This is a genomic window from Nocardiopsis sp. NPDC101807 (assembly GCF_044766605.1).
GTDB classification, from domain to species: domain Bacteria; phylum Actinomycetota; class Actinomycetes; order Streptosporangiales; family Streptosporangiaceae; genus Nocardiopsis; species Nocardiopsis tropica.
The window spans coordinates 447,381-459,364 of record NZ_JBIWMK010000001.1; the positions used below are offsets into that span (position 1 = coordinate 447,381).

Consider the following 11,984-nt stretch of genomic DNA (forward strand, 5'->3'; position numbering starts at 1 on the left):
GGGGGGCCCCCCCCCCCCCCCCCCACCGCCCCTCCCCCGATCTAGGAAGACACCGATGACCAGGCAGCTCCTCACCGTCGACGCCGGCGCCCAGGACGGGCACGCGACGATCACCGAGGCGGTCGAGGCCGCCGCCAGCGGTGCCCTCATCACCATCGCCCCCGGCCGCTACGAGGAGAGCCTCGTCCTGCGCGACGTGGTCACCCTGATGGCCCGCGACGGCCTGGGCAGCGTCGAGATCACCACCGGCTCCGGCTGCGCCGTGGTCTCGGGCGCCGAGGCGGTCAAACTGTCCGGTCTGGTCCTGCGCGGCCGCCACGCCGACTACCCCGCGGTGGACATCCCCCTCGGGCAGCTGGAGATGGCCGACTGCGAGGTGGAGGGGGCCTCCTGGACCGCGGTGTCGGTGCGCGGCGACGGCGCGCTCGCCATGCGCGACAGCCGCGTCACGTGCTCGGCGGGCGCGGGGGTGGTGATCACCTCCTCCGGGCCGAGCGTCATCGAGGACTGCGTGGTCGAGGAGGTCGACACCAGCGCCGTGGTCATCGGCGAGCAGGCGCGTCCCACGATCCGCTCCTGCGTGCTGCGCGACGCCGGGGGCAACGGCGTGTTCGCCAGCGGCCAGTCCGGGGGCACGATCCGGGACTGTGAGATCTCGGGGACCAAGAAGCCCGCGGTGGCGCTGGAGGAGGGCTCCGCCGCCTCGCTGCTGGGCACACGTGTGCACGACACCGAGGGCGACGGGCTGGTCGTGTCCAGCCGTTCCCGCCCGGTCGTGGAGGACTGCGTGTTCGAGGACGTGGGCGGGCGCGGCGTCGTCGTGCACAACGGCGCGGACCCGCAGGTGGCGCGGGTGCGCGTGGTGCGCGCCAAGAACGTGGCGATCCACCTGTCGGGGCGGGCGCGCGGCACCTTCAACGACTGCGAGGTGGAGGAGTCGGGCGGCGACGCCGTGCAGGCCGTGGAGCGGTCCTCCACCGCCTTCCTCGGCCTGGTCGTGCGCGGCGGGCAGGGACTGAGCCTGCGCGGCGACAGCGTCGTGGAGTTCGACCGCGGCCTGGTCAGCGGGACCGCCGGCCCCGGCGTGGTGGTCGAGGAGTGCGCCCCCTTCATGCGCGGGACCGCGATCAACAACACCCGGGGCCAGGGCGTGGTGTTCGGCAAGGGCGGGCGCGGACGCCTGGAGGACGTGACGCTGGACCGCACCGGCAAGAGCGCCGTGTCCGTGGAGGAGGGCGGGGCGCCCCTGCTGACCGGTGTGCAGGTCTCCGGGAGCCGCGACGCCGGGATCTCGGTGGGCGCGGACGGCTCCGTCGACGTGCGCGACTGCGACGTGTCGGAGTGCACGGGCGACGGCATCGCGGTGCGGGCCGGCGGCCGGGCGACGGTGCTGCGCACCCGGGTGTACAACGGCCGCCGCAACGGCGTGCTGGTGGCGGCGAAGGCGACCGCCACGCTGCGCCGGTGCGAGGTGTTCGGCAACGGCGCCGACGGCATCCTCGTGCACTCCGCCGAGGACGTGGTGGTGGAGGACTGCTCGGTGCGGGACAACGGCCGCTCCGGTCTGCGCCAGACCGTCGCCAGCCAGAGCATGCGCACGGAGGAGCTGCTCAGCCGCGGCAACGGGGCGCCGGACGCGTTCGGCGACCTGGCGGGCGCGCCCGTCCCGATGCCGGAGGCCCCCGCCCCCGTGCAGGAGGACGAGGACTCCGAGGAGGTCGGCCCCCTCAAGGAGCTGGACGCTCTGGTGGGCCTGGCCGGGGTCAAGCACGAGGTCAAGACGCTCGTCACCCGCAACCAGATGGCCCAGCGCAGGGCCGAGATGGGTCTTCCCACACCACCCATGAGCCGCCACCTGGTCTTCGGCGGCGCCCCCGGTACGGGCAAGACCACGGTGGCGCGGCTGTACGGGCAGATCCTGGCCGAACTGGACGTGCTGCGCTACGGGCACGTGGTGGAGGTGGCCCGCGCCGACCTGGTGTCGCAGTACGTGGGCGGCACGGCGATCAAGACCACCGAGGTGTTCGAGCGGGCCAAGGGCGGCGTGCTGTTCGTCGACGAGGCCTACACGCTGGCGAGCGGCAGCGAGGGCGGGAGCGGCGGCGGCCCCGACTTCGGCCGTGAGGCCATCGACACCCTGGTCAAGCTCATGGAGGACCACCGCGACGAGGTCGTGGTGATCGTCGCCGGCTACACCGAGCAGATGGAGAGCTTCCTCGACACCAACCCCGGTCTGGCCTCCCGGTTCAGCCGGACCATCGAGTTCACCAACTACGCGCCCGAGGAGCTGACGGAGATCGTGCGCAACATGTGCGCCTCCCACAGCTACCGGATGGCGGAGGAGACCGAGGCGGCCCTGCTCGCCCACTTCGAGCGGGTGCCCAAGGGCCCGGCGTTCGGCAACGGCCGCGAGGCCCGCAAGCTCTTCGAGGAGATGATCGACCGCCAGGCGTTCCGGCTGGGCGGCACCATCCCCGACAGCCCGGACTCGCTCACCCTCCTGCTGCCCGAGGACCTCGGGGCGGCGGCCGAGGAGGAGCAGGTCGGCGGCACGGCGGACGGGATCGCGGCCCTGCGCGAGGAACTCGACGCCATGGTCGGCCTGGCGAGCGTCAAGGAGACCGTCAACGACCTGGCCAACCTGCTGCTGATGTCGCAGCAGCGGCGCGCCATGGGGCTCCAGGTGGCGCCGATGAGCCACCACCTGGTGTTCGCCGGTCCCCCCGGTACCGGTAAGACGACCGTCGCCCGCCTGTACGGCAAGCTCCTGCACGCCCTCGGGGTGCTGCGCGGCGACCACGTGGTGGAGGCCGCGCGCTCGGACCTGGTGGGGCGCTACGTCGGTCACACCGCCCAGCTGACCGCCGAGGTGTTCGAGCGGGCCAAGGGCGGCGTGCTGTTCGTCGACGAGGCCTACTCGCTGGCGCCGCGCGGATCGGGCAACGACTTCGGCCAGGAGGCCATCGACACCCTGGTCAAGCTCATGGAGGACCACCGCGACGAGGCGGTGGTGATCGTCGCCGGGTACACCAACGAGATGCAGCGCTTCCTCGACTCCAACCCCGGCCTGGCCTCCCGGTTCAACCACCAGGTGGAGTTCCCCGACTACAGCGACGACGAGCTGGTCACCATCGTCCAGCGCATGGCGAAGGGCTCGGGGTACACCTGCGGCGAGGCGACGACGGCCGCCCTGCACGAGCACTTCTCGGGGGTGGTCCGCGACGTGAACTTCGGCAACGCCCGCTACGCGCGCCAGGTGCTGGAGCGGATGATCACCAGGCAGGCGGGCCGCCTGGTCAACGGCGTCCAGAACGCCACCATGGAGGACTTCACCACCCTGCTGCCCGAGGACATCCCGGCCCGCTGACGCCCCCGGGGCGGCCTCCGCGCGACCGCCCCGGACCGCCCGCGTTCCCGGGAACCCACGGCGGACGACGGGACCCGCCCCCGGACCGGGGGGCGAGGCGTCCCCGCCGGCGGCGGGCCCCGCGGCGCGCCCCGTCCGCATACCCCGGGACCGTCCGGGGTATGGCGGGGGTCCGTCCCGCAGCGACCGGAGGAGGCGCGATGACACGCCGTTTCGACGTCGGCGACCATGTGAGCTGGAACTCCGAGGCCGGACGGGTGTCCGGCACGATCACCAGGGTCCACACCGGCGACTTCACGTTCCGGGGCCGTACGCGCCGCGCGTCCGAGGACGATCCGCAGTACGAGATCGAGAGCGACAGGACCGGCCGCACGGCGGCGCACAAGGACGGGACCCTGACCCGGACGTCCGGCGGCGGCTAGCCGCGATGGTGCCGTTCCTCACGGTGGGCCACTCCGACCGCACGTTCGAGGAGTTCGCCGCCCTGCTGGAGGAGGCCGCCGTGGAGGCGGTGGTCGACGTGCGCAGGCTCCCGGGCTCCCGCCGCAACCCGCAGTTCGGCGAGGAGGCGCTCTCCACGGCCCTGGGCGCTCTCGGCGTACGCTACGAGCGCCTCGCGGAGCTCGGCGGCCGGCGTCCGCTCGCCCGGGACGTGCCCCCCGAGGTCAACGGGCTCTGGCGCAACCGCGGCTTCCACAACTACGCCGACCACGGACTCTCGGCCGAGTTCGGGGCGGGGCTCGCCCGGTTGCGTGCGGCGGGCGCGGCCCACCGCACCGCCGTGATGTGCGCGGAGGCGGTGTGGTGGCGGTGCCACCGGCGCATCATCGCCGACCACCTCCTCGCCCACGGCCACGAGGTCTTCCACATCATGGGCGGCCACCGCGTGGACGCCGCCCGGCTCACCCCGGGGGCCGTCGTGCGCACCGACCGCGTCGTCACCTATCCGGCACGGCCCTGGGACGGGCACGGCCCCGGGTCCGCCCCGACGGGCGCGTCCCCCCGGGTGTGACGCCGCCCGCCCCCGGGCGGCCCGCCGGGTCGGGGCGCCGCCGCACCGCGCCGACCACGCCCACCAGGTCGGGGACGGCGGGCGTCCGTGCCCCTGCGCGTCTGCTCCGCACCGCCCGCGCGCGGGCCGGGCCCGTGGGCTACATTTCTGGCCATGACGCACCCCCCTCTCGGCCTCACCGCGGAGTTCGTCCGGGACCTTTTGCGCGAACAGCATCCCGACCTGGCCGACCGCCCCCTGCACTCGGGAACGCGGGGCGCGGGCAACCAGATGTGGCGGCTCGGGGACGACCTCGCCGTGCGGCTGCCCTGGACGCCGCGGTCCGCCGAGGCCCTGGTGCGGGGGGAGCTCGCCTGGCTGCCCTCCCTGGCGCCGGGCCTTCCGCTGCCGGTCCCGGTCCCGTTGCGCCTGGGCATGCCCGGTGCACGGTTCCAGCGCCCCTGGATCGTGACCACCTGGGTGCCGGGCACGCCCGCGGACCGCGCCCCGGTCACGGACGCCGCCCGTGCGGCCGAGGACCTGGCGGCCTTCCTGACGGCCCTGCACCGGCCCGCGCCCGAGGACGCCCCCGTGAACCGCAAGAGCCGGCGTCCCCTGGCCGGCCACGCGGAGCAGTTCGCCGAACAGTTCGCCTCGGCCGCGGACCAGGGGCTGGTCGAGGACCCGGAGGCGGTGCGCGCGGTCTGGGAGGACGCGGTCGCCGCGCCCCGCTGGCAGGGGCCGGCGCTGTGGTTGCACGGCGACCTGCACCCGGCCAACGTCCTGACCCGCGACGGCGCGTTGTGCGGGGTGATCGACTTCGGCGACCTGTGCGCGGGCGATCCGGCCTGCGACCTGGCCGCCGCCTGGATCCTGCTGCCGGACGGCGGACTCGAACGCTTCCTGCGGGCCTACCGCCCGGCCCCGGACCCCGCGACCTTGCGCCGTGCCCGGGGCTGGGCGGTGCTGTGCGCCCTCGGCGGCGTGCTCGTCGGCGAGGCCGGCGTCCGCGGACGCCCCGGCGGCCACGACACCTGGGGGCCGCCGGCCCGGGCCGCGCTGCGCCGCCTCGCCCGGGGCTGAGGAGGGCGGTCGGCGGCACGGGCCCTCGCGGGCCGGCGCCGCCGACCGGGCGGCGCTCCCGTCAGCGCAGCGTGGTGCGGGTGAGCGAGAGGTCCTTGGTCTCCCGCACCAGGGTCAGCACCACCAGGAGGCTGATCGCGGCCACCCCGACCAGGTAGAACGCCGGTGTGAGAGCGCTGCCGGTGCTGCTGACCAGCCAGGTCGCCACGAACGGCGCGGTGCCGCCGAACAGCACGTACGCGGCGGTGTAGCCGACCGCCGAGCCGCTGGCCCGCAGCTGCGCGGGGAACATCTCCACCATCATCGGCACGTTGGACGTGCCGATCACGGCGACGAGCACGGCCAGGGCCGAGGTCCCCACCAGCGCCCCCGTCAGTCCCGTGGCCATCAGCTGGAACGCGGGGTACGTGAGCAGGACGAACCCCCCGCAGGCGACCATCAGCATGGGCCGTCTGCCGAAGCGGTCGCTGGCCGCGGCCATCAGCGGACACGCCGCCGTGTACGCGAGCATCGCGACGACGCTGGTCGTGAGCGCCTGGGTCTTGGTGTAGTCCAGCGACTCCGACATGTAGCTGATCATGTAGGAGCTCATGAAGTAGTAGCCGACCGCGTTCGTGATGCTGTAGCCGAACAGCGTGAACATCTGGCGCCCGGAGACCCGGAAGGCCTGCCGCAGCGGGCTCTTCGTGGTGTTCTCCTGCTCGGCCATCTCGCGGAAGACCGGGGTGTCGTCCAGGCGGGAGCGCAGGTACAGGCCGATGGCGCCGAGCGGGCCCGCGATCAGGAACGGGATCCGCCAGCCCCACGACATCAGGGCCTCCTCGCTGAGGGTGCCGGTGAGCAGCACGCCCACGCCGGAGCCGACCACCGCGGCCACGCCGACGGTGATGGGGACGGCGCTGGCGTACCGGGCGCGGCGGCCCTCGGGGGCGTACTCCATGATGAAGGAGGAGGCGCCCGTGTACTCGCCGCCGGTGGAGAAGCCCTGGACCGTGCGCATGAGCAGGAGCAGCAGCGGGGCGCCGAGGCCGATCGCCGCGTAGGTGGGCAGCAGGCCGATCCCGAGGGTGGCGCCGCTCATGCACAGCACGCTCAGCGCGAGGGCCCGGTTGCGGCCGATGCGGTCGCCGTAGTGGCCGAAGAAGAGGGCGCCGACCGGCCGCGCGACGAACCCCGCCGCGAAGATGGCCCAGGTCGCCAGCAGCGCGGCGGCGGGGTCGTAGTTGGGGAAGAACAGCACCGCGATGGTGGCCGACATGACGGCGTAGGCGCCGGAGTCGAACCACTCCACGAAGTTGCCGATGGCGGTGGCCACGGTGACGCGGCGGCGGACGCGGCCCATGTCTCGGGGTGGCGTCGCGGGGGCTTCCTGATCGTTCAGCACCGTACCCGAACTCCTCTTTCTCACTGCCCGGGCCTGGCCCGGGATCGATGTTAGGGGGGACAAGAGACGGGGCGGCCCGCCGGGGTGGCCTGGCGCGGCCGGGTGCGGCGGCGGGGGCGCCGCCGCACCGGTCTCTCAGACCGTGTCGCGTCGTCGCAGCTCGGCGCGCTGGACCTTGCCGGTCGCGGAACGGGGAAGGCGTTCCGTGAAGGCGATCAGGCGCGGGTAGGCGAAGCGCGAGTAGTGTTCGCGGGCGAAGGCGCGGACCTCGTCGGCGAGGTCGTCGCCGGGGCGGTACCCGTCGGCGAGCTCGATCCACGCCTTGACGACCTGTCCGCGCAGCGGGTCGGGCAGGCCGACCACGCCCGCGTCGGCGACCGCCGGGTGCTCGCGCAGGGCGGCCTCGACCTCGTAGGGGCCCACGCGGTACCCGGAGGTCTTGATGACGTCGTCGGTGCGGCCCAGGAACCAGTAGTAGCCGTCGGCGTCGCGGGTGGCCTGGTCCTTGGTGCGGTACCAGTCGCCGCCGAAGCTCTCGGCGGAGGCGTCGGGCCTCCTCCAGTAGCCGAGGGGGAACTGGGGGTTGCTGCGCGCGCGGAGGCAGATCTCCCCCGGCTCGCCCTCGGGCACCTCGTTGCCGTCGGCGTCCAGCAGCGCGACCTCCCACCCGGGGAGCGGGCGCCCCACCGAACCGGGCTTGACCGGCACGCCGGGCAGGTTGCCCAGCAGCGGGTAGGACTCGGTGGAGCCGTAGTAGTCGAGCGGGGTCACCCCGAACTGCTCGCGGAACCAGGCGATGAGGTCGGTGGTGAGGGGCTCGTTGGAGCAGCACACCACGCGCAGGGCCTGGGGGTGGCGCCGCCCGGCGTCGGGGACCTCGGCGCGGAGTTTGCGCAGCAGGGTGGGGTTGACCAGGGCGGTGGTGACCCGGTTGCGGGACATGGCGGCGAGAAGGCCCTCGGGGTCGAAGCCCGCCCGGGGGCGGTGGACCAGGTGGGTGGCCCCGGCCCGCAGCGGACCCATGAGCTTGGCCATGGACCACGCCCAGTCGCCCGCGCCGTAGAACACGTCGCCGGGGCGCAGGTCGTGGCAGTACCGGAACTCGTTGTGCCCGAGGAGGGTGCGGTGGGCGTGCACGATGCCCTTGGCGGGGCCCGTGGTACCGGAGGTGTAGAAGATGAGGGCGGGGTCGTCTGCGGCGGTGTCGGCCGCCTCGTACCGGGGCTCGCACGCGGCGATCGCGGGGTCGTCCACGTCGACGATCCGCACGTCGGCCGGGGGCCGGGCGTCGCCGGCCACCTCGCCGCCGAGGGAGGCGATCGCCGCGACCGCGTCGGCCGCCCGCCCCAGGGAGGCGTTCTCGGTGACGAGGACGGTGCTGCCGGAGTCGGCGAGCCGGTAGGCGATGGGGTCGTCCGCCCACAGCGGGGACATGGTGACCAGGACCGCCCCGGTGCGCAGGACGCCCAGGTAGGTGGCGGGGGTGTCGGGCCGCTGGGGCAGCAGCACGGCCACCCGGTCGCCCTTGCGCACGCCCAGGGCGTGCAGGTGGGCGGCGACGCGGGCCGCCCGGTCGCGGACCCGGTCCCAGGTGACCTCCTCCCGGTGGCCGGTGTGGTCCTCGAAGACGAGGGCGACGCGGTCGCCGGGGTGGTGGTCGGCGACGTCGACCGCCATGTTGTAGCGCTCGGGCACCTCCCAGCCCTGCTCCTCGCACAGGAGCCGGTAGAGGCGGTCCCCCTCCGCGAGCGCCTCCGGGGTGGGCGCGGCCGCGGCAGGTTGCCGGGCGGGGTCCGGGGCGGCGGGGTCCGGGGCGGCGGGGTCCGGGGCGGCGGCCCCGGCTCCGGAGTGCGTGCCGTCCTCGGTTCCGGTGGTGGTCATCGGGTGGTCTCCCCTGTTTCCTGCGGTGGCGTCGGTGGTGGAGCTGCGGTTCAGCGGCGCTTGGCCAGGAACCGCTCCATCTCCCGCTGGGGCTCGCCGCTGGCGTAGGCCTGGGCGTGGACCCTCTTGGCCGCGGTGATGGAGTCGGTCAGCGCCTCGTCGTCGATCTCGCGCAGGCGGGCCTTGGTGAGGGCGACGGCGCCGGGGGGCAGGGACGCGAGGGAGTCCGCGAGGGCGAGGGCCGCGGGAAGCACCTCGTCCCGGCCGGGGACGAGCCGGGTGAGCAGGCCGAGACGGTGGGCCTCGTCCCCGTCGACCAGGTCGCCGGTGAGGGTGAACTCGATGGTGCGGGCCTTGCCGAGGATGTCCCACATGGCCCAGATGCCGGTGACGCTGGGGATGCCGGAGCGGACCTCGGGCTGGCCCATGCGCACCCCGGGGTGGCCGACGCGCAGGTCCGCGAGGAGCGCGAACTGGAACCCGGAGCCGGCGGCGACGCCGTTGACCGCCGCGATGGTGGGCTTGTCGATGCCGCGCAGGGCCCTGTAGAGCAGGTCGAAGTCGTCGATCCAGGCCTCGGCGGCGGCGTGGTCGGCCGGGTCGATGTCCCGGGTCTCGGCCAGGTCCTGGCCCGCGCAGAAGGCGTTGCCGGATCCGGTCAGCACGACGGCGCGGCAGTCGGCGTCGGCGCCCGCCTCCTCGAACAGCCCGACCAGGCGGGCGCGCATGGCGCCGGTCCACGCGTTGAGCTTGTCGGGGCGGTTGAGGGTGATGACGGTGGCGTGGCCCTCGGCGAGGGGTTCGCGGTGCGCCAGGACGAGGTCGTCGTTCGGTGACATGGCGATGCCTTTCACGAGTTCACAAGCAGGGGTGCGGCGGACGGGCTCGCGCACGCCGGAGGATCGGGCGGAGCCGGCTCTCCCCGGTGTCCCCCGGGCGAACCCGGGCCCTCCGCCCTATGAACGACATCACAACAGCTCACCGCCGCCGGCGTCCAACACCAGTTGGGACCTCCCGCGATATCGCAGTGATATGACCGGTAGGGTCCCCGCATGGAACTGCGCCACCTGCGCTACTTCACGGTGCTCGCCGAGGAGCTGCACTTCGGCCGGGCCGCCGCCCGGCTGCACATGGCCCAGCCGCCGCTGTCCCAGCGCATCCGCGACCTGGAGCGCGAACTGGGCGTGCGGCTGTTCGACCGCGGCCGCAACCAGGTCCGGCTGACCGAGGCCGGGGCCCTGCTGCTGGAACACGCCCGTCCGGTGCTGGAGAGCACCGAGTCGGCCCTGGAGGCGATGCGCCGCATCCGCCCCGGGGAGAGCGGGATCCTGCGTGCGGGGATCCCGCCGGACACCATGCCCGCCACGCTGCGCACCCTGGTCGCGGAGCTGGCCCGCCACGCCCCCGACGTGCTGGTGGACCTGCACGAGCTCACCACGGACGAGCAGCTGCGGGCGCTGCGCGAGGGCGACCTGGACGTCGGGGTGGTGCGCCACCCCTCCGACACCACGGGCCTGGAGTCGGGGCCGGTGGCCCACCGGCCCCTGGGGGTCCTGCTGCCCGCCGAGCACCCGCTGGCGGGGGGCGGGCCGGTGCGGCTGCGCGACCTCAACGGGATGCCGCTGGTGGTCTTCCCCCGGGCGATGGCGCCGATGCTCTACGACCAGATCATGTCCGCGTGCAGCTCCGAGGGGTTCCGCCCCGGGGCGATCCGGCACGCCCGCAACCCGCTGTTCGTCAACGGCCTGGTCATGGCCGGGAGGGGCGTGCACTTCAACGAGAAGCCGTTGGGCGGGCTCCCCGAGGGCCTGGTGTGGTCGCCCCTGGAGGGGGACCCGCTGGCCTGGCGCACGTCGGTGGTGTGGCCGCCCCGGCGGCGCCACGCGAGCGTGGCGGTCTTCGTGGCCGCCGCGACGGCGGGCCTGGAGGCCGCCGGGCACGTGGTGCGGCCCCATCCCGGGCCGGGGCCGGGCTAGGACGTGAGGCCCCTCCCTTCCCCGGTGACCTCGTACCCACAGACGGTTTCGGCGCCCGACCCCACCATAGGTACGAGATCGTCGGAGGCGGGCCCGCCGTGCGCCCCGGAACCGGCCGCGTCCGGGACCGGACTCCCCGTCACCGGCCCCTCACCCGCCGGCGGTAACCTGCTCCCCGACCGCACGCACGATCCGTGAGGAGACCGCCGCCATGGGCTCGAACGCACCGGCCGGCCCCGAGGCCGCGACCCTGACCGAGATCGTCGAGGGCGTGTACGCGTGGGTCCAGCCCGACGGCACCTGGTGGGTGAACAACGCGGGCGCGGTCGCCGGCGAGGACGGCCTCCTGGTGGTCGACACCTGCGCCACCGAGGCCCGCACCCGCCGCTTCCTCGGCGCCCTAGCGCGGGCCGCCGGCGACGCCCCCGTGCGGTGGGCGGTCAACACCCACCAGCACGGGGACCACACCTACGGCAACAGCCTGCTGCCCGACTCCACCGCGCTCATCGGACAGGCCGCCATGCGCGAGGCCCTGCTCCACGACCCGATCTTCGACGCCTGCCCGCCGTTCTGGTCCCCCGCCCCCGACTGGGGCGGGGTCAGCCGACGCGCCCCGTCGGTCGTGCTGGACCGGGAGCTGACCGTGTACACCGGTCGGCGGCGCGTGGACCTGCTCCACCCCGGGTACACCGCGCACACCCCCGGCGACGTCGTGGCCTGGCTGCCGGAGGAGCGGGTGCTGTACACCGGCGACCTGGTGTTCCACGGCCTCACCCCTCTCGTGTTCATGGGCTCGGTGGAGGGCGCGCTGCGCTCCCTGGAGTGGCTGCACGCCTTCGCGCCCGACCACGTGGTCCCCGGGCACGGGCCGCTGTTCGGCGCCGCCGAGCTCGACGCGGTGCTGGGCGCCCACGAGCGCTACTACCGGTTCGTGCTGGAGACCGCCCGCGCCGGGGTGGCCCGGGGGAGCACCCCTCTGGAGACCGCCCTCGCCTGCGACCTGGGCGAGTTCCGCGACTGGGACGACGCCGAGCGCATCGCCTTGAACCTGCACCGCGCCCACGCCGACCTCACCGGCACCGCCATGGACCTCACGACGGCGCTGTCCGACGCCGTCGAGTGGAACGGCGGGCCGCTCCCCACCCGGCTCTGACGCGGTCGCCCGGACCGGTGCGGCGGGAACCGCGCCCTCCGCCTGCCGGAGCCCGTGCTGCGCGCCGGCCCCGTCCTCCCGCACCGCGGAACGTCGTCGGCGCGCGCTTCACTGGCGGGGACGCGACGCCTCACGAGGCGCCCGTCCCG

At 74.5% G+C, this 11,984-nt stretch carries 9 protein-coding genes; 6 read left to right on the forward strand and 3 right to left on the reverse strand.

From position 1 onward, the window contains the following. Window positions 1-55: 55 nt before the first annotated feature. The 4 genes from ACIRPH_RS01915 to ACIRPH_RS01930 all read left to right on the forward strand — a co-directional run bounded on the left by ACIRPH_RS01915 (window position 56) and on the right by ACIRPH_RS01930 (window position 5,441). Window positions 56-3,367 (forward strand): right-handed parallel beta-helix repeat-containing protein, encoded by a 3,312-nt coding sequence (locus tag ACIRPH_RS01915; RefSeq protein ID WP_402908151.1) that lies wholly within the window; start codon window positions 56-58, stop codon window positions 3,365-3,367. Window positions 3,368-3,567: 200 nt separating this feature from the next. Continuing rightward, window positions 3,568-3,789, forward strand: coding sequence for a DUF2945 domain-containing protein (locus ACIRPH_RS01920; RefSeq protein WP_402908153.1), 222 nt, complete (start codon window positions 3,568-3,570; stop codon window positions 3,787-3,789). 5 nt (window positions 3,790-3,794) lie between these two features. Further along, entirely contained in the window at window positions 3,795-4,379 is a 585-nt protein-coding gene (locus ACIRPH_RS01925) for a DUF488 family protein (protein ID WP_402908155.1), read from the forward strand. 153 nt (window positions 4,380-4,532) lie between these two features. Then, entirely contained in the window at window positions 4,533-5,441 is a 909-nt protein-coding gene (locus ACIRPH_RS01930; RefSeq protein ID WP_402908157.1) for an aminoglycoside phosphotransferase family protein, read from the forward strand. A 61-nt stretch (window positions 5,442-5,502) separates the two neighbouring features. Here the strand turns inward: ACIRPH_RS01930 and ACIRPH_RS01935 are convergent, their stop codons facing one another. From ACIRPH_RS01935 to ACIRPH_RS01945, 3 genes are all read right to left on the reverse strand, one after another. Next, window positions 5,503-6,825 (reverse strand): MFS transporter, encoded by a 1,323-nt coding sequence (locus tag ACIRPH_RS01935; protein WP_402908159.1) that lies wholly within the window; start codon window positions 6,823-6,825, stop codon window positions 5,503-5,505. A gap of 135 nt (window positions 6,826-6,960) precedes the next feature. Further along, window positions 6,961-8,706, reverse strand: coding sequence for an acyl-CoA synthetase (locus tag ACIRPH_RS01940; RefSeq protein ID WP_402908161.1), 1,746 nt, complete (start codon window positions 8,704-8,706; stop codon window positions 6,961-6,963). Between the two features lie 50 nt (window positions 8,707-8,756). After that, a complete protein-coding gene (locus ACIRPH_RS01945) occupies window positions 8,757-9,545 on the reverse strand; it encodes an enoyl-CoA hydratase/isomerase family protein (protein WP_402908163.1) in 789 nt (262 codons plus the stop codon). A 213-nt stretch (window positions 9,546-9,758) separates the two neighbouring features. On the opposite strand from ACIRPH_RS01945, the gene ACIRPH_RS01950 reads away from it, so the two are divergent. After that, a complete protein-coding gene (locus tag ACIRPH_RS01950; RefSeq protein WP_402908165.1) occupies window positions 9,759-10,682 on the forward strand; it encodes a LysR substrate-binding domain-containing protein in 924 nt (307 codons plus the stop codon). Between the two features lie 211 nt (window positions 10,683-10,893). Then, window positions 10,894-11,835 carry an MBL fold metallo-hydrolase gene (locus tag ACIRPH_RS01955; protein WP_402908167.1) on the forward strand — a complete coding sequence of 314 codons (942 nt, stop codon included), beginning with the start codon at window positions 10,894-10,896 and terminating at the stop codon, window positions 11,833-11,835. The last annotated feature ends 149 nt before the right edge of the window (window positions 11,836-11,984 follow it).

Coding starts and splice junctions, on each gene's coding strand:
- ACIRPH_RS01915 (WP_402908151.1), top strand. CDS start 56: ATGACCAGGCAGCTCCTCACCGTCGACGCCGGCGCCCAGGACGGGCAC.
- ACIRPH_RS01920 (WP_402908153.1), top strand. CDS start 3,568: ATGACACGCCGTTTCGACGTCGGCGACCATGTGAGCTGGAACTCCGAG.
- ACIRPH_RS01925 (WP_402908155.1), top strand. CDS start 3,795: ATGGTGCCGTTCCTCACGGTGGGCCACTCCGACCGCACGTTCGAGGAG.
- ACIRPH_RS01930 (WP_402908157.1), top strand. CDS start 4,533: ATGACGCACCCCCCTCTCGGCCTCACCGCGGAGTTCGTCCGGGACCTT.
- ACIRPH_RS01940 (WP_402908161.1), bottom strand. CDS start 8,706: ATGACCACCACCGGAACCGAGGACGGCACGCACTCCGGAGCCGGGGCC.
- ACIRPH_RS01945 (WP_402908163.1), bottom strand. CDS start 9,545: ATGTCACCGAACGACGACCTCGTCCTGGCGCACCGCGAACCCCTCGCC.
- ACIRPH_RS01950 (WP_402908165.1), top strand. CDS start 9,759: ATGGAACTGCGCCACCTGCGCTACTTCACGGTGCTCGCCGAGGAGCTG.
- ACIRPH_RS01955 (WP_402908167.1), top strand. CDS start 10,894: ATGGGCTCGAACGCACCGGCCGGCCCCGAGGCCGCGACCCTGACCGAG.